The sequence below is a fragment of the Amycolatopsis sp. 505 genome (assembly GCF_031625235.1).
Lineage (GTDB): Bacteria > Actinomycetota > Actinomycetes > Mycobacteriales > Pseudonocardiaceae > Amycolatopsis.
The window spans coordinates 541,626-562,278 of the sequence record NZ_JACKQP010000002.1 but is presented as its reverse complement, the minus strand read 5'-3'; the positions used below and the strand labels follow the sequence as shown (position 1 = coordinate 562,278).

General features: G+C 70.5%; 13 protein-coding genes and 1 tRNA gene. 11 read left to right on the top strand and 3 right to left on the bottom strand.

Translation table 11 applies throughout. The features are described from left to right. The first annotated feature begins 7 nt into the window (after positions 1 to 7). From H5965_RS09655 to H5965_RS09645, 3 genes are all read left to right on the top strand, one after another. Entirely contained in the window at positions 8 to 2,305 is a 2,298-nt protein-coding gene (locus H5965_RS09655; protein WP_310969143.1) for a sodium-translocating pyrophosphatase, read from the top strand. 146 nt (positions 2,306 to 2,451) lie between these two features. Beyond that, positions 2,452 to 3,042 carry a hypothetical protein gene (locus H5965_RS09650; protein WP_310969142.1) on the top strand — a complete coding sequence of 197 codons (591 nt, stop codon included), beginning with the start codon at positions 2,452 to 2,454 and terminating at the stop codon, positions 3,040 to 3,042. A 51-nt stretch (positions 3,043 to 3,093) separates the two neighbouring features. Continuing rightward, a complete protein-coding gene (locus H5965_RS09645) occupies positions 3,094 to 3,744 on the top strand; it encodes a hypothetical protein (RefSeq protein WP_310969141.1) in 651 nt (216 codons plus the stop codon). Between the two features lie 18 nt (positions 3,745 to 3,762). Here H5965_RS09645 and H5965_RS09640 read toward each other — a convergent pair whose 3' ends face one another. Further along, positions 3,763 to 4,569, bottom strand: a complete 807-nt coding sequence (locus H5965_RS09640) for a serine protease (protein ID WP_310969139.1) — start codon at positions 4,567 to 4,569, stop codon at positions 3,763 to 3,765. Between the two features lie 296 nt (positions 4,570 to 4,865). On the opposite strand from H5965_RS09640, the gene topA reads away from it, so the two are divergent. The 7 genes from topA (at position 4,866) to H5965_RS09605 (ending at position 14,745) form a co-directional block, all read left to right on the top strand. Continuing rightward, positions 4,866 to 7,727, top strand: a complete 2,862-nt coding sequence (topA, locus tag H5965_RS09635) for a type I DNA topoisomerase (RefSeq protein ID WP_310969138.1) — start codon at positions 4,866 to 4,868, stop codon at positions 7,725 to 7,727. A 106-nt stretch (positions 7,728 to 7,833) separates the two neighbouring features. Next, positions 7,834 to 8,442 (top strand): hypothetical protein, encoded by a 609-nt coding sequence (locus tag H5965_RS09630; protein WP_310969136.1) that lies wholly within the window; start codon positions 7,834 to 7,836, stop codon positions 8,440 to 8,442. 86 nt (positions 8,443 to 8,528) lie between these two features. After that, entirely contained in the window at positions 8,529 to 9,320 is a 792-nt protein-coding gene (locus tag H5965_RS09625) for an ESX secretion-associated protein EspG (protein WP_310969134.1), read from the top strand. A 350-nt stretch (positions 9,321 to 9,670) separates the two neighbouring features. Beyond that, positions 9,671 to 10,462, top strand: coding sequence for a hypothetical protein (locus H5965_RS09620; protein WP_310969132.1), 792 nt, complete (start codon positions 9,671 to 9,673; stop codon positions 10,460 to 10,462). A 96-nt stretch (positions 10,463 to 10,558) separates the two neighbouring features. Next, a complete protein-coding gene (locus H5965_RS09615; RefSeq protein ID WP_310969131.1) occupies positions 10,559 to 11,305 on the top strand; it encodes a hypothetical protein in 747 nt (248 codons plus the stop codon). A 126-nt stretch (positions 11,306 to 11,431) separates the two neighbouring features. Further along, positions 11,432 to 13,543 (top strand): dTMP kinase, encoded by a 2,112-nt coding sequence (locus tag H5965_RS09610; RefSeq protein WP_310969129.1) that lies wholly within the window; start codon positions 11,432 to 11,434, stop codon positions 13,541 to 13,543. Continuing rightward, positions 13,540 to 14,745 carry a DNA polymerase III subunit delta' gene (locus H5965_RS09605; protein ID WP_310969127.1) on the top strand — a complete coding sequence of 402 codons (1,206 nt, stop codon included), beginning with the start codon at positions 13,540 to 13,542 and terminating at the stop codon, positions 14,743 to 14,745. Before H5965_RS09610 ends, H5965_RS09605 begins: the two co-directional genes overlap by 4 nt. A gap of 54 nt (positions 14,746 to 14,799) precedes the next feature. On the opposite strand, the gene H5965_RS09600 is transcribed toward H5965_RS09605, so the two are convergent. Beyond that, on the bottom strand, positions 14,800 to 16,467 hold the full coding sequence (locus H5965_RS09600; protein WP_310969126.1) for a hypothetical protein: 1,668 nt from the start codon (positions 16,465 to 16,467) through the stop codon (positions 14,800 to 14,802). Between the two features lie 134 nt (positions 16,468 to 16,601). On the opposite strand from H5965_RS09600, the gene H5965_RS09595 reads away from it, so the two are divergent. After that, positions 16,602 to 16,675 (top strand) — tRNA-Thr (locus tag H5965_RS09595). A 272-nt stretch (positions 16,676 to 16,947) separates the two neighbouring features. Here the strand turns inward: H5965_RS09595 and H5965_RS09590 are convergent. Then, positions 16,948 to 20,649: a trypsin-like peptidase domain-containing protein gene (locus H5965_RS09590; protein WP_310969125.1), complete on the bottom strand. Its 3,702-nt coding sequence runs from the start codon at positions 20,647 to 20,649 to the stop codon at positions 16,948 to 16,950. Positions 20,650 to 20,653 lie beyond the last annotated feature (4 nt).

The window sequence follows — 20,653 nt, the reverse complement described above, 5'->3', positions numbered from 1 at the left end:
AGGACGAATGTCACGGCAGTTCCTCGCGGAGGGCGGCGGAAATCTCGCGCTCTCCGGAGGTGGCTACACGATTGTCGGTGTAGTCGCCGTGGTCGCGCTTGCCGCACTCGTCATCGGCTACGTCCTGCTCAAGGAGGTGCTGGCCGCAGGCCAGGGCACCGCCAAGATGCAGGACATCGCCAAGGCGGTGCAGGAAGGCGCGGCCGCGTACCTCAAGCGGCAGCGGAACACTCTCGCCATCTTCGGCGTGATCGTGTTCCTCCTGCTCTTCATCCTTCCCGCCGACGACTGGAACGAGAAGATCGGCCGTTCGATCTTCTTCCTGGTCGGTGCGGGTTTCTCGTTCGCGATCGGCTACCTCGGCATGTGGCTGGCGACGCAGGCCAACCTGCGCGTCGCGGCCGCGTCGCGTGAGGAAGGCGGCCGCGAGAAGGCGATGCGCGTCGCGTTCCGCACCGGCGGCGTGGTCGGCATGATCACCGTCGGCCTCGGCCTCTTCGGTGCCGCGGTCGTCGTGCTGGTCTACACCGGCCAGGCGCCCAAGGTGCTCGAGGGCTTCGGCTTCGGCGCCGCCCTGATCGCGATGTTCATGCGTGTCGGCGGCGGTATCTTCACCAAGGCCGCCGACGTCGGCGCGGACCTGGTCGGCAAGGTCGAGCAGGGCATCCCGGAGGACGACCCCCGCAACGCCGCGACCATCGCGGACAACGTGGGCGACAACGTCGGCGACTGCGCCGGCATGGCCGCGGACCTCTTCGAGTCCTACGCCGTCATGCTGGTCGCCGCGCTGATCCTGGGCAGCACCGCCTTCGGCGTGCACGGCCTGATCTTCCCGCTGATCGTGCCGGCCATCGGCGTGATCACCGCCGTCATCGGTGTCTACATCACCAAGGCGCGCGCGGGTGAGGGCGGCCTGGTCACGATCAACCGCTCCTTCTACATCTCCGCGGTGATTTCCGCGGTGCTGTCGGCGATCGCGGCGTTCGTGTACCTGCCGAGCAGCTTCTCCGAGTTCGGCGCCGGCTTCGAGAACAGCGGCAACCCGGCGGTCATCGCGACCGTCGCGGTGATCATCGGCATCGTGCTCGCGGCGATCATCCTGAAGCTGACCGGCTACTACACCGGCACCGAGTACAAGCCGGTCAAGGACGTCGGCCGCACCTCGGAAACCGGCCCGGCGACGGTCATCCTGTCCGGCATCTCGGTCGGCTTCGAGTCCGCTGTGTACACCGCCCTGGTGATCGGCGCCGCCGTGTTCGGCGCCTACCTGCTGGGCGGCGGCGTCGCGCTGTTCGCCGTGGCGCTGGCCGGCACCGGCCTGCTGACCACCGTCGGCGTCATCGTCGCGATGGACACCTTCGGCCCGGTTTCGGACAACGCGCAGGGCATCGCCGAGATGTCCGGTGACGTCGACGAGAAGGCCGCGCAGATCCTGACCGAGCTCGACGCGGTCGGCAACACCACCAAGGCGATCACCAAGGGCATCGCGATCGCCACGGCGGTCCTCGCGGCGACGGCGCTGTTCGGGTCCTACTCGGACGCGATAACCAAGGCGCTGTCCGGCATGGGCAACGGCGTGGTCACCGGGATGGACGCGGCGAAGTCGTTCATCAACGAGGTCGTCAGCCCGAACACGCTCGTCGGCGTGATCGTCGGTGCGGCCGTGGTGTTCCTCTTCTCCGGTCTCGCGGTCAACGCGGTGTCCCGGGCCGCCGGCGCGGTCGTCTTCGAGGTGCGCCGCCAGTTCCGCGACATCCCGGGGATCATGGAGGGCACCACCCGCCCCGAGTACGGCAAGGTCGTCGACATCGTCACGCGCGACTCGCTGCGTGAGCTGACGACGCCGGGTCTGCTGGCGGTCTTCGCCCCGATCGCGGTCGGCTTCGGCCTGGGCACCGGCGCGCTCGCCGGCTACCTGGCCGGCGCGATCGCCTGCGGCACCCTGATGGCGATCTTCCTCGCCAACTCGGGTGGCGCGTGGGACAACGCGAAGAAGCTGGTCGAGGACGGCAACCACGGTGGCAAGGGCTCGTCCTCGCACGAGGCCACCATCATCGGTGACACCGTGGGTGACCCGTTCAAGGACACCGCCGGCCCGGCGATCAACCCGCTGATCAAGGTGATGAACCTGGTCTCCGTGCTGATCGCGCCCGCCGTCGTGCAGTTCTCGATCGGTCCCGACGAGAACGCCGCCGTCCGCATCATCATCTCGCTCGTCGCGGTCGCCGTGATCGTGGCGGCGATCGTGGTGTCGAAGCGGCGGGGCACCGTCATTTCCGACACCCCGGCCGAGATCAAGGCCTGAGTTCCAGGGTGACCCCGGGCCCGGTGCGCCGCGACGCGCACCGGGCCCGGGGCCTGCCCGTCCCAGAAAGGCCCGGCGACTTGCGAAGCACCACCGAGTCGGTACCGTCGGGCCTGCTGGGACGTCGTCGGGCAGGAGGTACGCGAGTGCGGCAGCGGACGACCGTTTTCGCCGCTCTCACCACGACGATCGCCATCGGTCTCGCCGGGTGCGGGCAGCCCGCCGAAGTGCAGGCGCCGCCACGTGACCAGGACCTTCCGGTGACGACGCCGTCGCCGCGGCCCGATCCGGTGGCGAACTGGGCGAGCGGCTACTGCGACGCGGTGACGCACCTGGTCGGCGCGCTCGCGTCACTGCCGGCCGTCGACCCCAGTACGCCGCAGAAGGCGTCCCGGACGTCCAGTGACCTCCTCGCCTCGGTCGTCGACGGGCTCGACCAGAGCCTGGCCGGGCTGAACGCGCTCGGAGCGCCGCCGCTGCCGTCGGCGGACGGCGGGCGCCAGGACGTCATCGGGCAGTTCACCGCGATCCGCGCGGAGGCCGAGAACGCGCGGCACCGCATCGAGGCGGCCCGCGGGAACGCCGCGGCGACGAAGGAGGCCCTCGGCCAGGCCAGGGCGACGCTCGACCGCATCGACGCGCTCGACTACCTCAAGGGCCTCGACGACGTCCCCGCCCTCGCCGCGGCGCAACAGCGCACCCCGGCCTGCCGCCGGCTGGATCAGCCTGCCGGCTGAAGATCCGCGCGAGACCTGCCGCGAATCGAACTTGTGTTCTAGTATGGCGCGGTGGATCGGACGATCTCGCTCTTCTCCGCCGAGGCCAGCGGGCCGGGCCTGGGCGACCTGGCCGGCCTGTTGTGCTGCCACGGCCAGATCACCGGCTTCGGGCGCACCGCCGCCCGGCTCTCGGTGGTCGTCGAAGAGCCGTGGCGCGCGCACGTCCTGGCCGGCGAGTTCCGCTGCCGCGGTGCGGACGCCCAGGTCTCGAAGGCCGACTGCGGCCGTCCGCAGGTCCGCACGTCGTTCCGGGTCGATCTGCTGCCGCTGGCGCTGCGGTGGCTGCGTGAGGGCTGCGCGGGGCCGGTCGAGGACGACTCGGGCAAGGCGGTGCCGGACGGGTTCCGGCTGAGTGGCGCGATGCTGCGGATGTGGGCGCTGGCCGGCGGCCGCCCCGGCACGCAGGGTTACCTGCTGGGCGTCGACCCGCTCGCGCCCGGCATGCACGAGCGGCTGGTCGAAGCGCTGACGCCGTTGGGCGTCGCGGCGAAGCTCACCGGTCCGAAGGCCGACGTCCCGGCCGTCAAAGTCACCGGGAAACGCCGGCTGGAGGCGCTGCTGGAGCTGATCGGGGAGCCGCCGCCCGGCGCCGAAGCGGCGTGGCCGGGCGCGGCCCCGCAACCGGTCCCGCACCCGGAGGCCGTCACGAGCACGGCCTGACCGGGTGCGGGGGCCGCGTCAGGGCCGGGGCAGCGTGCAGCCGGCCTGGGTGAGCGCGATTTCGTTGGCCGGGGTCAGGCACGCGGGAATGCCGTAGGTCTCCTGGCCGTAGTTCGTCTTGTAGTGCACGGTGACGTTCCCGGCCTGGTCGACCTCGCACGGGTTGTTGTCCGTGCAGCGCTCGCCGTCCTCGTTGCCGGTGTTGTTCACGCCGACGACCTTGCCGCCGGAGATGATGGGCGAACCGGAGGTCCCGCCGATGGTCTGGCAGGCGGACGTGTAGCGGATCGAGTCCTTCCAGGTCCAGCTGCCCTCCTTCAACCGGTAGACGAACCCGTCGATGTTGCAGGAGTAGATGCGCTTCCAGTACCCCGAGACGACGTCGATCGCGGCACCGGCCGACGGGTGGGCGTTCGACAGTTCCAGCGGCGAGATCCCGTAGCTCGCCTTGATCTGCGCGTAGGTGGTGGTGAGCTGGTAGAGCGACACGTCGGTGTCGGTCATCGTGCCGTAGACGATCTTCTTGGCCCGGAGCGTCGCCTTGTTGCTGCCGCTGGCGGTGAGCAGCGTGAACGTCCGGCTGGAGGTGCGGTTGGTGATCACCTGGCCCGGCGCCGGGAAACCGGTTTCGAGGCAGTGGCCGTTCGACATCACGAGCGCGGGCGCGGTGTCGGGCGTCGCGGCGGGCTTGACCACCGATCCCGAGCAGTTGGACAGGGCCACGGTGCCGGCGAAGTTCGCCGCGGCCGCGTTCGCCGGTGTGACCCCCAGCAATACTGTGGCGGTCGCGGCGGTGAACAGGGCGCCGAGCAGGCGTCGGGTCATGGCGGGTCCTTTCGGCTGGACGGGGAAACCAGTGAAGCGGTGACATCCCTGCGCCCACCACCGTCGAACGGAGGGTATCCGGACGGTCACGCGCTAGGCTGCGCGGGACGTGGCCGAAATCACGTGGCAGGTAACTTGGGGAAACATCGTCGAGGTCAGCGGCGATGCGCTGGGCACAGGACCGGCGGCGTGTTGGGCCACCTCCGCGCCGTCCGGCCGGGAACAGCGTGCACACTGGCAGGTCGAGACACGGGCCCTGGCAGGGACGTGGTGCAGTCCCGCGGCGGCGGGACGAGATGAGCGGAGAGCAGGACAGCGTGGCAGGAGCACGGACCAAGAAGAACGGAGCCGCGGCGGGCAACGGCGCCGGGCACCGGCGGCTGGTCATCGTCGAGTCGCCGACGAAGGCCCGCAAGATCGCGCCCTACCTCGGCGGCGGGTACGTCGTCGAGTCCTCCGTCGGGCACATCCGCGACCTGCCGCGCGGTGCCGCCGACGTCCCCGCCCAGTACAAGGGCGAGGCGTGGGCGCGGCTCGGCGTCGACGTCGACAACGGCTTCAAGGCCCTCTACGTGGTGACCCCGGACAAGAAATCCAAGGTCACCGAGCTCAAGGGTCTGCTGAAGGACGTCGACGAGCTCTACCTCGCCACGGACCCCGACCGCGAGGGCGAGGCCATCGCGTGGCACCTCCTCGAGACGCTCAAGCCGAAGGTCCCGGTCCGCCGGATGGTCTTCCACGAGGTCACCGAGCAGGCCATCCGCGCGGCCGCCGACTCGACGCGTGAGCTCGACGCCGACCTCGTCGACGCGCAGGAGACCCGCCGCATCCTCGACCGCCTCTACGGCTACGAGGTCTCGCCGGTGCTGTGGAAGAAGGTCATGCCGAAGCTGTCGGCGGGCCGCGTGCAGTCGGTGGCGACCCGGATCGTGGTCGAGCGCGAACGCGAGCGGATGCGCTTCACCTCGGCGTCGTACTGGGACATCTCGGCGACCATGGACGCCGGTGAAGAGGCTTCGCCGCGGAACTTCCCGGCGCGCCTGGTCGCCGTCGACGGCGCGCGCCTGGCCACCGGCCGCGACTTCGGCTCGGACGGGCAGCTCAAGGCGTCGAACACCGAGGTCCGCGTGCTCGCGGAGGCCGACGCGCGGCGCCTGGCCGAAGCGCTGAAGCAGCGTGACTTCAAGGTCGCGAGCGTCGAGGAGAAGCCGTACACGCGCAAGCCGTACGCGCCCTTCATGACGTCGACGCTGCAGCAGGAGGCCGGCCGCAAGATGCGGTTCACCTCCGAGCGCACCATGCGGATCGCGCAGAAGCTGTACGAGAACGGCTACATCACCTATATGCGTACCGACTCCACGACGCTGTCGGAGTCGGCGATCTCGGCCGCGCGCAGCCAGGCCACGCAGCTGTACGGCAAGGAGTACGTCTCGCCGACGCCGCGCCAGTACACGCGCAAGGTCAAGAACGCGCAGGAGGCCCACGAGGCGATCCGCCCGTCGGGCGAGGTCTTCCGCACGCCGGGCCAGGTCGCGGGCGAGCTGGACACCGACGAGTTCCGGCTCTACGAGATGATCTGGCAGCGCACGATCGCGTCGCAGATGGCGGACGCCAAGGGCACGACGATGTCCGTGCGCATCGTCGGCAACGCGACCTCGGGCGAGGAGTGCACCTTCGCCGCTTCGGGCCGCACGATCACCTTCGCGGGCTTCCTGAAGGCGTACGTCGAAGCGGTGGACACCGAGACCGGTGGCGAAGCCGACGACAAGCAGAGCCGCCTGCCGGTGCTGGAGAAGGACCAGGCGCTGACGGCGTCCGAGCTGAACCCGGACGGCCACACCACCTCGCCGCCGGCGCGGTACTCGGAGCCGAGCCTGGTCAGCAAGCTGGAAGAGCTGGGCATCGGCCGCCCGTCGACGTACGCGTCGATCATCAAGACGATCCAGGACCGCGGTTACGTCTGGAAGAAGGGCTCCGCGCTCGTCCCGTCGTGGGTCGCGTTCGCCGTGATCGGCCTGATGGAACGGCACTTCGAGCGGCTGGTCGACTACGACTTCACCGCCGGCATGGAGGACGAGCTCGACCGCATCGCGGCCGGTGACGAGCAGCGTGCGCAGTGGCTGTCGAAGTTCTACTTCGGCGGCGACATGGGCGTGGACGGCTCGATCGGCCGCCTGGGCGGGCTCAAGAAGCTGGTCGAGGGCAGCGTCGAGGACATCGACGCGCGGGAGATCAACTCGATCCCGCTGTTCAGCGACGCCGACGGGCACACGGTCGTGGTCCGCGTCGGGCGCTACGGGCCGTACCTGGAGCGCGAGGTCAACGGCGAGTCGCAGCGCGCGAACCTGCCCGAGGACCTGCCGCCGGACGAGCTGACGCAGGAGATCGCGGAGAAGCTGTTCGCGACCCCGCAGGAGGGCCGCACGCTGGGCACCGACCCGGTGAGCGGGCACGACATCGTCGCGAAGGAAGGCCGCTTCGGGCCGTACGTGACCGAGGTGCTGCCGGAGATCGAGATCCCCGAGGATGCCACGGCCGCGCAGAAGAAGGCGCTGAAGGCGAAGGCGCCGAAGCCGCGGACGGGCTCGCTGTTCAAGTCGATGGACATCGAGACCATCACGCTGGACGACGCGCTGAAGCTGCTCTCGCTGCCGCGCGTGGTCGGCAAGGACCCGGAGTCCGGCGACGAGATCACGGCGCAGAACGGGCGCTACGGGCCGTACCTGAAGAAGGGCACGGACTCGCGTTCGCTCTCGACCGAGGACCAGCTCTTCTCGATCACGCTCGAAGAGGCGCTGAAGATCTACTCGGAGCCGAAGCAGCGTGGCCGGTCCGCCACCGCGAAGCCGCCGCTCAAGGAGCTCGGCGACGACCCGGTGTCGGGTAAGCCGATGGTGGTCAAGGACGGCCGCTTCGGCCCGTACGTGACCGATGGCGAATACAACGCGACGCTGCGGAAGGGCGACGAGATCGAGTCGCTGACCGCGGAACGGGCGGCCGAGCTGCTGGCGGAGAAGCGGGCCAAGGGGCCGGCGCCGAAGCGGAAGGCGCCCGCGCGCAAGCCGGCTTCGACGACGGCGAAGACGGTCAAGGCGGGCACGACCAAGAAGGCGACCACGGCCAAGCGCTCGAGCTCGACCGCGACGAAGGCCAAGTAAGACCCGAGGGCCTCCTCTGCTGGGGAGGCCCTCGGCGTCACACCTTCAGGTGACACCTCGAACGGATGTTCGGGAAATTGTCGGTGGTCCCGGGTTTCATGAACGCGTGACCAGCACACCACGCACCGTGCACACGGTGACCACCAAGATCCTGAAGCCGGTCCGGGCGGCGGCCGCCGGCAGTTCTACCGCCCTGGACCTGATGGAGGCGCTGCCCGAGTTTCCGGGCAGCGGCGGCGTCTGCGGCGTGGCCGTCGCGATGTCCGACGAACCGTGGACCTCGGCGTTCTTCGACGACCGGACCGCGTTCGGCGTCGCCGGGGACGGGTTGAGCCTGTCCGGGCCCTCGCCGGGCGGCGTCGCGAAGCTGCTGCGGCTGGCGTTGACGCGCCTGCCGCCGCTGCCGCCGGTGCCGGGCGAGGGGCTGTACCTCGACGCCGACGAGCGCGGCGTCCTCGAACCCGAGCAGGAGTGCCTCGTCCTGGATCTGATGGACGATCTGCGGCGGACCCGGCGTGGCACCGTCCAGTTCGACATCCACCGCGACGGCTCACCGCCGCAGTGGGAGATGCTGGCGTTCGTCGACGACGACCGCGGCCGGCACCTCGCGGCCTTGAGCAGACCCAAGGGCGGCCACCGCCGGCTCTGGTGGCTGCCCGGGACCGTGGAGAGGCTCGCCGAGTTCGTCGAAGGGCGGGTGCCGGAGCATGGCTGAGCCGCTCGCCGACCGCTCACCGACCGATGTCACCCTCTCGAACATATGTGCGAGAAATTGTCGGTGCCAGGGTGTTCAATCGAGGGGTGAGCAACGCAGTCGCCGTCTTCGACGTCATCGACGAGGTCATCGCCCCGCTGTCGGCCGAGGTGCCGGAGCGGCCCTCGGTGATGGAGTTCTACGACCCCGAGTTCGAGATCCCGCCGGTGCTGGCGGACACCGGACCGCTGCCGGGGCGTCGCTCCGCGCCCGCGTCAAGCCTCGCGGACGAGGTGGAGCAGTACACGCGTTTCGTGGCGGGGATGGCCGCGATCGGCCTCGCCCCGGGCGGCGAGGTGACGGCGGAGGCGGTCGGTCTGTACCGGGCGCTGCGCGGCGGCTTCATCCGCGGCGTGGTCACCGGGGTCTTCCCGGCGCGGGCGAAGCCGTGGGAGGTCCGTTTCTTCGGCGACGAGGACTACACGACGGTCCTGCACAAGCTGGGCAACCGCGCGCGCCTGCGGTCGGGTTTCCTCAGCGAGCTGCCGGGCTGGGTGTTCGACGGCCTGCCCGACCGCGCACCGGGGCCGGGCGAGCACCTGCGCATCGAGACGGACGAGCGCGGCCTGATCCCGCGACACTGCGAGAGGGCGGTCGAACAGATCCGCCAGTCCGCGGCCCGGCCGAGGCTGGGCACGGTCCTGGTCGACCTGGCCGTGCGCAACGCCATCCTGGCCGAGTACCCGCACGGCGCATTCGGCCTGGTGGACAACGACCTGGGCCGCTACCAGTTCAGCGCCGCGGTGGCCAGAAGCGGCCGCTGGACGGTGACGTGGGGCCCAGCCTCGCGGAGAACGGCGGAGCAGTGGATCGTCGAGGCGGTGCAGAGCCATGCGTGAGCAAGGGGAGGTCCGAAAGACGGCAGGCGAGGGAGTGGACAGGGTGGTAGCTGCGGCCTCGAAGGACCTGACGGTCCGGGAGGCAATCCTCGCGGCAGCCGAGCTGAACAGCGGCATCCCAGAGCCCCGCCCCTCAGCCGACCCAGCCCCAACCCCGCCCACCCCAAGCGGCCCGGGCCACCAGGCTGCCGCCGGTGGCACGGGTCGCCAGGTCAGGTCGGCTGGCGGAGGCCGCTCAGGTGGCGTGGCTGGCTCGGCTGACGCACGTCGTTCGGCTGACGCGCGTGGCGCGGCCCGCTCACCCGGCTCGGCTGCCAGGCCCGGTCCGGATGCAAGCGAGAGGCGGCGGCATGGCTGAGCGCACAGCGGCCCGGGAGCTGCTCGAGCTGGCGGCCGGCCCGGTGCTGGCGGCAATGCCGGACCGCGAGCCGGTCGACCGGCTCTACAACCCGGACGTCAGCGACCACGACATCCTGGTCCACGGCCCGGTGTCGGACGACCCGGCGGACCTGGTGGCCGAGGTCGAGCGCCACATGGCCTGGGCCGCCTGGATCGACGGCACCCCGTTCGGCGCGAACGGCGAGCTCAACGAGATCGGCTTCGAAGTCGTCTCGCTGATGCTGCGCGGCTCGGTCCGCGCAGCCCTGTGCGGCGTGTTCGACGACGGTCCGGAAACGGCGGACATCCGCTGCTACGCCGACGGTGAGCGCGCCTTCATGATGGGCTCGCTCCCCGGCCGTACGGCGATCCACCTGGCCGACTTCGAGGAACTGCCGGAGATGCTGGTGGCCGAATTACCGGACGTCCCGTTCGGCGCTTCCCCGCGAGCAATCTGGGTCTCGGTCGACGACGACGGCCTGGTCCACGACGGCCAAGACGACGATGTAGGAGCAATGCGAGAGCTGCTGGCCCGCCCGAGATCGGGAACGGCGGTCCTGGACATGCTCGCCTTCGGAGGCCTGTGCGCAGAGTTCCCGGACCACGGTTTCGTCCTGGTCGACACCGACCTGGGCCGCTTCGCCCTGGCCGCGCTCGACCGAGGAGAGGGCCGCCGCCAGCTCGTCCTGAGCCCCTTCAGCCGCGGCATGCTTCGCGACTGGTGCCGCAAGATGATCGACCTCGGACAGGAGGAGACGTCCTGAACAAAGGCCGCAGGTAAGGCCAGCCCTGGCCACCCCACCCCAACCCGCCACTGTGACCCGTTTCACTACGATCTGTCACCAACAGCGGTCGACCTGGTGACCGTCGGACTGGACACTTCAGGAGGTTCGGGTGCGGGCTTGCGCTGCGTGACCGACCATCCACTGGAGACAGAGCCATTGGGCGGATGCGTTATCCGCCTGCGTCGCTACCCTGGAAAGGCGAGGACATTCAGTAGTGAGGTGGTCACCATGAGCGCGAACGGTGAGGCTCCCTTCTTCAATGCCCCCGAGCTCACTCAGCGCGACGGCACACTGTCCGAAACACCTGGCGAGATGTTCGCGGACCCGGTCTCCGGGCTGGTCACGGCGTCGCCCGAGCCGCGCACCGCGGTCCCGAATGGCCAAGAGCCCATCGCCATCCCGGTGGCTGGGCCGGTGCAGCCGGACGAGGAAGCCGTGCGGCGGATGGTCGAGGAGACGCTCCGCGAGGACAAGGCGCCCGAGGCGATCCCGCCGGCCGGGACCTTGAACCAGGGCCAGCCGTTGGGCCTGCTCCCGAGGCAGCGGACGCGGCGGCGCACCTGGCCGACCAGGCCGCCGCAGATCATGCGGCCCGTGCGGCAGGAGCCGCTGGCCGATGAAGACGTCGATGACGTCGAGCTCGTGCCCGTCAAGCGGCGGCGGCTGCCGCGGATGCCCTCGGTGTCGATGCCGGCGTTCAACCGGCCGTCGTCGAGCGCGGCCGGTGTCATGCTCGCCGTCGCCTTGCTGATCGTGTTCGGTTTCGTCGCCATCGAGATGGTTTCGAGCCTGGTCAGCAGCGTGACGGGGCTGTTCGACTAGCGCTCTCGCCCGCCTCGCACCACGGGGCCGTCCCGCGCGCCAGACGCCGATCGGGCTACCCTGGCTTCACGGTCGGGTCCCTCCCGGCACCGCGGTGACTAGTGGGGTGGGCGTATCAGCGAGGGCGTGCGATCGGTACCCGGGGCCGGCCCGGGTGCGTCGTCGGGCGCCGAGGCGTCCACGATCAACCGGGTCCGGCGGGTACTGGCGATCAAACCGTTCCGGCGCCTCTGGGGCGTCACGTACCTGTGCAGCGTGGCCGACTGGCTGAACATCCTGGCCCTCACCGGCCTGGCCACGAAGCTCACTGACAACTACTTCGCGCAGAACTTCGCCTTCGTCGGCGTCGTCCTGACCGGCCTGGCCCCGGGGCTGCTGTTCGCCCCGGTCGGCGGGCTGCTCGCGGACCGGTTCGACCGCCGCAAGGTCATGGTCGTCGCCGACCTGCTGCGGTGCGGTTTCCTGCTGTCCATCGCGATCGTCAGCGCGCCCTGGTGGCTGCTCGCCGGCAACTTCCTCGTCGGCTGCGCCTCCAGCATGTGGATCCCCTCGAAAGAGGCCGCGGTCCCGAACCTGCTCCGCCGGCCCGACCAGGTCGAGACGGCCAACCAGCTCGGCATGGTGATGACCTACGGCCTCGCCGTCATCACCGCGGCCGGCGCGAACGCGGTCATCACCGGCGTCAACACGACGTTCCACCTGTTCCCCGGCGACCCGAGCCTCAACATCGCCAAGCTGGTCGTCATCATCACCGGCCTGCTCTACTTGGCCAGCGCGATCCTCATTGCCACGCGGATCCCCGAGCTCTCGCTGCGCAACGTCCATGCGCTGCCGGAGCAGAAGGTCAAGCAGGCCGACGAGGAAAAGCTCGGCATCGGCGCGATGATCGCCGACGGCTTCCGGTTCATCCGCAGCACGCCGCTCGTGCGCGGGCTGCTCGTCGGCGCGTTCGGCGCGTTCGTCGCCGGTGGCGCCGTGATCGGCTCGGCCAAGCCGTACTCCTCCAGCCTGGGGGCCGGTGACTCCGCGTTCAGCCTGCTCGTCCTCGCCGTCTTCCTCGGCCTCGCCACCGGCATGGTCTTCGCGCCCAAGCTCGCCCGCCGGCTCCCGCATGACCGCCTGTTCGGCCTCTCGATCGTCGCGGCCGCGATCTCGCTCGGCTTCGTGGCGCTGTCCCCGCACCTGACCGTCTCGCTGATCGCCGTGGTGCTGGTCGGCGTCTGCGCCGGCACGGCGTTCCTCACCGGCGTGACCATCATCGGCTCGCGCGTCGAGGACGCTATCCGCGGCCGGATCAACGCGATCTACCAGCTGATGATGAAGCTGGTTCTGTTCGGCACCACGGTCACCGTGCCGCTGCTCGTCGGCGCGGTGCAGCGGCACACGATCACCGTTTGGGGCAACCCGCTGACCATCGACGGCACGCGCCCGGTGATGCTCGGCGGCGCCGCGATCGCCCTGGTAGCCGGCCTCTTCGCTTACCGGCAGATGGACGACAAGCGCACCGAGCCGATCCTCGCCGACCTGCGTAACGCGCTGCGCCGCACGCCACGGCGGGTCAACGGCTTCCTCATCGCCGTCGAGGGAACCACCGCGATCAACACCGCTATCCAGGCCGTCAACCTCGCCGACTGGATGCGCGGCGGCACCCGGCCGGTCGTCGTCGCCGCGGATCCGGCGCTCGACGACCAGCGGCTCACCGCGCTCGTCTCCGGCGCCTCGCTCACCGGGGCGCGGGCCCAGGCGCTGGCCGCCGCGGCGGTGCGGGCCGACATCGTGGAGCGGCACGTCCAGCCGGCGCTGGACGCCGGTTCGGTGGTCGTGATGGAGCGGTTCGTCGACTCGCCGCTGGCGCACCTGTCCGCCGTCGCCGGGCTCGACAGCGACGAGCTCGAAGGCCTCGCCGACTGGGCGACCGGCCGCCTGCGCCCGGACCTGACCATCCTCCTGGACGCTGCCCCGACAGGGGCGCCGCGCGACAAGTCGGCCGCGATGAACGACCAGTGGCGCGTCCAGCACCTGCTCACCGAAATGGCCGCGGCCGACCCGGACCGGTACGTCGTGATCGACGCCGACGGCTCCGACGTCGAGGTCGCCGAGCGCATCCGCACCGCGCTGCGCGCCGTGTTCGTCGGACGGCTGGCCGCGCTGGCGCCGACGACGGAGAAGCCGGTGACGCTCCCGCTGGAAACCCTGCCCGTCGAGACCCCGGAAGAGCCTCGCGTGGAGGCGAAGTGACGACGACCGAACGCATCGGCGTCTGGAACCAGCTGGTCGGCCAGGAACCCGCGGTCGAAACGCTGAGCGCGGCCGCTTCGGCGGCCGCCAAGATCATCGCCGGCGAACCGGCGCCACCCGGCGCGATGACGCACGCCTGGCTGCTCACCGGCCCGCCCGGCTCCGGCCGTTCGGTGGCCGCGCGGACGTTCGCCGCGGCCCTGCAATGCAGCACCGGCACCGGCTGCGACGCCTGCCCCGGCTGCCACACGACGATGGCGGGCACGCACGCCGACGTCCGGCTCGTGGTGCCGGAAGGCCTGTCGATCTCGGTCGCCGAGATGCGCGCGCTGGTCCAGGCCGCGGCGCGGCGCCCGACGACCGGCAACTGGCAGGTCGTGATCATCGAGGACGCGGACAGGCTCACCGAAGGCGCGTCGAACGCCCTGCTGAAGGCCGTCGAGGAGCCGCCGGACCGCACGGTGTTCCTGCTCTGCGCGCCGTCGGACCACCCCGAAGACGTCTCGGTGACGATCCGCTCGCGCTGCCGCCTGGTGACGCTTCGGACGCCGCCCCCGGAGGCGATCGCGGACGTGCTGATGCGCCGCGACCACGTCGACGTCGAGCGCGCGCAGTGGGCCGCATCCGTGTGCGGCGGCCACGTCGGCCGCGCGCGCCGGCTCGCCACGGACGAGGCCGCGCGGCAGCGCCGGGCCACGGTGCTGAGGATCCCGCTCGGCCTCCGCCGGATGGGCGACGTCTTCACCTGCGCCGACCAGCTGATCAGCGCGGCCGAGGCGGACGCGGGCGAGGCCAGCAAGGCCCGCGACGAGGACGAGCGCAACGAGCTGCGGACAGCGATGGGCGGCGACGGCGTCGGCAAGGGCGTCGCGGGCGCCAAGCGAGCCGCCGAAGCCGCGGTCAAGCAGCTGGAGAAGAAGCAGAAGTCCCGCGCGACCCGCACCCAGCGCGACACGCTCGACCTCGCGCTGGTCGACCTGGCCGGCTTCTACCGCGACGTCCTGGTGACGGCGACCCGCTCCGGCGCGACGCTCAACCACCCGGACCACGCCGACCAGATCCGCGAAGCAGCGTCGGCGTGGACGACGGAGTCGACGTTGCGCCGGCTCGAAGCGGTGCTGGAGTGCCGCGAGGCGATCGAACTGAACGTGAAGCCGCGCATCGCCGTCGAGGCGATGGTCACGACGCTTCGCCAGGGCTGAACACGAAGGAGCCCCGCCAGGCGTACCTGGCGGGGCTCCTTCACACCCCTCGGGTCACTCGCGCGGACGCGGCGAGGGTTTGAACGGCTTCTCTTCGACGGCCACGGCCAGCGGGCGCCGCCGTCCGCCCGGCATCGCGGCCACCATGACCACGCCGAGCAGCAGCATCGCGGTGCCCGTCCAGAACAGCGGCACGGTGTCGTACGCGCCGCCGGTGTAGGCCAGGTTCTTCACCGGCCCCTTCGGCGCCTCACCACCCGCGGGCGGCGGCGTCGACGCCGTCCCGCAGATCACGCCGCCGGTGGGCGCGTACGCCCGGGCGATCTGCTCGCCGAGCGACAGCTGGGCCAGCGACGACGGCAGGTTCTTCGCCTGGTCGTCGGGCAGCAGGCTCTTGAGCTTGGTCGTCGGCAGCAGCTGCAGGTCGAACATCCGCGCCGACGCGCCCAGCTGGAACCCCTTGAACGGCGTGGTCATGTTCGCCGACTTCTGGTCCAGCCCGGCGATGCTCAACCGCAGCACGCCGAGGTCGAGCACGGTGCCCGCGGTGTTGCCGACCTGCTGGACCGGACCTTCGAGAGGCGCCAGGAGACCGCCGACAACGGGCAGGTCCTTGAGCTTGCCGAACTGGTCGCTCAGCGGCTTCAGCGGCAGCCCGATCGGGATGTCCTTGGTCGGGTGCGCCGCGTCGAGGGTGTAGAGCGTCTTCCCGCCGGCGGCGATGGTCAGCACCGGCGCGGTGTACTCGACCTTGGACGTCTTCGCGTCGCCGGTGGAGGTCACCTCGAGCGTCGGCTGGCTGGCGACCTTGATGCTCAGTGCCAGCGGCGTGCCCTTGAGGATCTCGATGTCCGCGGCCTGCAGCGTCGACGTCGACTGCACGGCCTTGTTCTTCGACCCCGGGATGTCGACCAGCTTCACCTGCGACCGCGACGACAGCGTGTTCGGCAGGCTCAGCAGTGAACCGTTGCCGTCCGCGGCCGTCTGCCCGCCGCCCTGCAGCAGGCCGCCGAGGCTCTGCAGGCCCTTGGTCAGGTCGAACCCGCTCGCCAGCGAGCTGGGGTCGAGCTTCGGCTTCAGCGCGTCCAGGCCGAGGTTCGGCATCGACGGCACGACGTTCAGCAGCGACAGGCTGGCCACCGACGTGCTGGCGTCGGCGATGGTGTCGACGCACGGGCCGAGCGAGTCGCTCCACCGCGCGTGCGCGCTCCCGTTGAGCAGGCCCACGTTCAGCAGCGGGTTCGGCGGCGCGTTGAGGCCACCGGTGATCGGCTGCGGGTTGTCGGGCAAGGCGGTCTGCACGACGCTGCCCGGCGTCTGCGGCGCGTTCCCGCCGATGGACAGCCCGAACGGCGACGCCTGCGCGATGGCCTTCTCGTAGCTCAGGTAGGCATCCGAGTTCGCCGACGCGCTCGACAGGCCCATCCCGGCCTCGAGCGCGGACTGCTTCGGCAGCGTCTGCCCGAACCCGGGGAGGATGGTGCTGGTCGGCACGGCGTTGGGCAGCAGCCGGATGATCCCGAGAGCGGTCCCGGCGTCCCCTACGGCCTGCCCCAGCGGCTGCGGCCCGATCGGCGCGGAAATGGGCGCCTGCCCCGGATGCGCCGGCTGCGGAATCGGCGTCGTCGGATAGGTCGGGTCGGCCATCGCCGGCGCCGCGCTGAGCAGGAGCAACGCAGCAGCCGCCGGCAGGGCCGCCGAGCGGGGCAGTCTTCGCCGCATGTGCCAGAGCCTCCAAGTGGGGTCGGCCGGGGAGTGAGACCGGCGTCATAGGGCCTTAACGACGATCCCCCCGGAAAGTGACGCGCACAGCTTCCGCTACACTTGTCGACGTCGCCAGCGGAAGCCGGCGACACGCCGCCTTAGCTCAGTCGGCCAGAGCGATTCACTCGTAATGAATAGGTCAGGGGTTCGATTCCCCTAGGCGGCTCCGCAGGTCAGGCCCCATCCGAGAGTCCTCGGATGGGGCCTGACTCGTGTGGTGGGTGACTAAGTGGGTGACTAAGACACCTGGTTGGTGAGAGAAGAAAGATCCGCAGGTCACCCGTCGCGGGGGAAGATCGGGTCCGTCGCGATCGCGCCCGACTCGACCGGGGTGCGCGGCGAAGCCGCCCGGCTCGGGGTGATGGAGACGCCGAGCGAGCTCGGTGACGTCGGTACGGGTAGCCGGGTTCTCGGCGGCGGGGTCCGCCGCGGTTTCCGTCAAAGCTGCTCAGGTGCCCGCAAAGCCAGATTTAGCTCAATCGCGAGGAGACCTGTGCTTAACCCGACGACCACGCGCCCATCGATTGCATTGACAGTTGCGGCTTCGGCGTAGGCGGGGATGTTCACAAGCTGGGTGCCGGTGATCGGGTCCCAGATCCGCACCGTCGCATCGGCGCTGGCGGAGGCGAGTAGGTCACGGCCGTCCACCCGCAGCGCACTGATCCCGCTGACCGAGCCCGTGTGGCCGGTCAGCTGGCGGACTTCGGTGCCGGTGGTCGGGTCCCAGATCCGCACCGTCCCGTCGGCGCCGGCGCCGGCGAGTAGGTCGCGGCCGTCCACCCGCACCGCACACACCCCGGTTACCCAGTTCGCGTGGCCGGTCGGGCGGCGGACTTCGGTGCCGGTGGCGGGGTCCCAGATCCGCACCGTCTCATCGTCGCTGGCGGAGGTGAGTAGGTCGCGGCCGTCCACTCGCACCGCACTGATCCCGCGGACCCAGTCCGTGTGGCCGGTCAGCTGGCGGACTTCGGTGCCGGTGGTCGGGTCCCAGATCCGCACCGTCTTATCGTCGCTGGCGGAGGCGAGTAGGTCGCGGCCGTCCACCCGCACCGCACACACCCCGCGGACCCAGTCCACGTGGCCGACACGGCGCCGGAACCAGCGACGAGCTAGCTTACGGACCATAGTCCCGGTGGCGGGGTCCCAGATCCGCACGGTCCGATCGGCGCTGGCGGAGGCGAGTAGGTCGCGGCCGTCCACCCGCACCGCACACACCCCGGTTACCCAGCCTGTGTGGCCGGTCAGCTGGTGGACTTCGGTGCCGGTGGTCGGGTCCCAGATCCGCACCGTCCCATCGGCGCTGGCGGAGGCGAGTAGGTCGCGGCCGTCCACCCGCACCGCACACACCCCGTGCACCGAAGCTGTGTGGCCGGTCAGCTGGTGGACTTCGGTGCCGGTGGTCGGGTCCCAGATCCGCACCGTCTCATCGGCGCCGGCGCTGGCGAGTAGGTCGCGGCCGTCCACCCGCACCGCACACACCCCGTGCACCGAAGCGGTGTGGCCGGTCAGCTGGTGGACTTCGGTGCCGGTGGTCGGGTCCCAGATCCGCACCGTCTCATCGGCGCCGGCGGAGGCGAGTAGGTCGCGGCCGTCCACCCGCACCGCACACACCCCGTGCACCGAAGCTGTGTGGCCGGTCAGCTGGTGGACTTCGGTGCCGGTGGTCGGGTCCCAGATCCGCACCGTCTCATCGGCGCCGGCGGAGGCGAGTAGGTCGCGGCCGTCCACCCGCACCGCACACACCCCGTGCACCGAAGCTGTGTGGCCGGTCAGCTGGTGGACTTCGGTGCCGGTGGTCGGGTCCCAGATCCGCACCGTCTCATCGGCGCCGGCGGAGGCGAGTAGGTCGCGGCCGTCCACCCGCACCGCACACACCCCGCGCACCGAACCTGTGTGGCCGGTGAGGATGGAGCGTTCAGTGCGGGGCCTCACGTGGGCCCATATCCCGCGGTATGGGGCCGCGCCGACATGTTGGCGGTAGCCGAGGTCGAGTTCGTCCAGCGCCTCCGTAACGGAGAAAAGCGCCAGCCGGTGCGCTGGGTCCGCGTCGATCGCTGCGGGAGTGCGGTGCAGCAAGCTCACAGCTTGCTGGGCGCGGGACGTGGAAGTACCTGCGGCCGTGGCCGGGATCAGCCGGCGCAGGTCGGCATGCAGGGTGTAGTCCACGTCGGTCAGCAACTCGTCGATCACCCCGGCCCGCGCAGCGTGGGCGGGCAGGGACTGGCGCAGGTATCGGGGCGCGGCGCGCCATCCGCGTTGCCGGCCGTAGTCGATAAACGCTCGTGCGATCGCGGCCTCATCGGCGGCGGACGAGGGGCGCTTGGCGAGTGTTTCGTTCAGTGCTTGGTGGAACAAGCGATACACCGGATCGTAGGACCGGCTGCTCTCTACCAGGAAGTTCGCGGCCGAGGTCTGCGCGAACTCCCGCATCTGGCGCTCGTCCGGAGCGCGGCCCAGCAGAGCCTGCAGCGCTGCGCGCCACACGCCGACCGGCACGCCGGGCGCGTCGATGTATGCCAGCGCAGCCAGCAGATCTTCCGCAGACAGCCCGTCGACGGCCGGGAGGTGCTGGAGAAATCCGGCGAGGGCCTCGCGGACATCCGGAGTGAAGCGGATCTGCTCGACCGGAATCGGGTACTCGTCGTACAGACCATGTGTGCGGGCGACCAGGCTGGCAACCAGGAAGTTCCGTTCGGCTAGTGCAGCGATCCGGCGCGCCACTGGAACGGCGACGGCGTCGGACTGGTACGGGTTTCCCGGACGCTCCGCCCCACGCAGTTGCAGCGTGGCCTGCGCACAGGCGGCCAGGTCGTCCAGCTCGAAATAGTTGGGCTCGTCGAGATCGATCACCGGGACCCGCGACCCGAACAACTGCAGCAGATCCTCCTCCCCGACGAAGCGGCGGGTTCCCACGAGGATCTTCGTCTGCGCAGGGCCGTGTCCGGCCGTGATCGGAAGCAGGACGTCCCGAATGATCGCGCGGGCCTGCTCGGGATCGTCGGCTTCGTCGAGCGCGTCCACGACCAAGGCGAACCTGTCTGTGCGATCCGCGGTCGCTGTGGCCAGCAGGGCGGGGAGGTCAGCCGGTTCTTGTGGGAGTGGAGCAGAGGCCGCGCGGGCGATCTCGCGGGCTACTTCCAACGCCGTTTTACTCTTGACGTGGACGGCGCAATCCACCGAGCCTTTCGGAGCCAGCACCTGGCCGTCCTCCGAAGCTCCGGGCTCCCCGTCTTCGATGTCGCCGGCGGCGGTTACGACAATGCGCCCGAGGACAGCCGACTTTCCTGCGCCCGGCCTCCCGGTCACGATCAGGATCGCCGGGTCATGGTCCGGGCCGGTCAGCCAGTTGACGATCTCGCGCAGCGCCTGCACCCGGCCGCGGAACCGGTTCCCCTGCTCCGCGGCTGACATGACCCCGCGGGCACGGGGCCGCCAGTGCCGGTCAGCCTCTCGGTCCCTGCCCAGACTCCAGTGCCAGCCCCACGCCTGCTGAGCCGCCTCATCGCTGGCCCGGATACTCCACTCGGTCAGTACCTGGATCTGCTCCTCCGGAGCGAACCGGTCAGCGTGGAACAACGTCAGCCCCTGGCCGTCGCCCCCGGCCTCGGCCGTGCCGACCATGGCGACGACGGACTCATAGTCTGGGCACCACAACCCGCCACCGCTGAACCCCTGATCGATCGGATAACGGGACTGGGTATCCAGCCTTACCCACCCATACCCCAAGCCCGGCCCGAACTCACCATGCGCGACACTGCCCTGCCACTGCCCGCCGGGGAACCCGACGGCCTCCCACCGCAGTCCCTTCAACGCGTCAGCAGGTGGGCAGCGCAACCGCGCGACCGCCACACCCGCCGGAATCGGAGAATCCAGGTGCAGCACAGCCATGTCCGCCTGCGGAGCTGCGGCCCGACGGACCTCCCGGACGCGCACCCGGTTCAGCATCGCCTCTGATTCCGCAAACGGGAACGCCACACACAACCCGGCGCGCCCATGCTCGCTCGCCGGTATCACGTGCGCCGAAGTCAGCACCCGCCGCTCGTCGAGGACCACCCCGGTCCCGGCTGGGCCGAGATCTTCGAGCGTCAGATGCACAGCCACAACCCAAGACCGGGACGGCAATACCGGATCGCTGTTCATCCCG

Coding starts and splice junctions, on each gene's coding strand:
- H5965_RS09640 (WP_310969139.1), bottom strand. CDS start 4,569: ATGACCCGACGCCTGCTCGGCGCCCTGTTCACCGCCGCGACCGCCACA.
- H5965_RS09655 (WP_310969143.1), top strand. CDS start 8: ATGTCACGGCAGTTCCTCGCGGAGGGCGGCGGAAATCTCGCGCTCTCC.
- H5965_RS09590 (WP_310969125.1), bottom strand. CDS start 20,649: ATGAACAGCGATCCGGTATTGCCGTCCCGGTCTTGGGTTGTGGCTGTG.
- topA (WP_310969138.1), top strand. CDS start 4,866: ATGAGCGGAGAGCAGGACAGCGTGGCAGGAGCACGGACCAAGAAGAAC.
- H5965_RS09600 (WP_310969126.1), bottom strand. CDS start 16,467: ATGCGGCGAAGACTGCCCCGCTCGGCGGCCCTGCCGGCGGCTGCTGCG.
- H5965_RS09620 (WP_310969132.1), top strand. CDS start 9,671: ATGGCTGAGCGCACAGCGGCCCGGGAGCTGCTCGAGCTGGCGGCCGGC.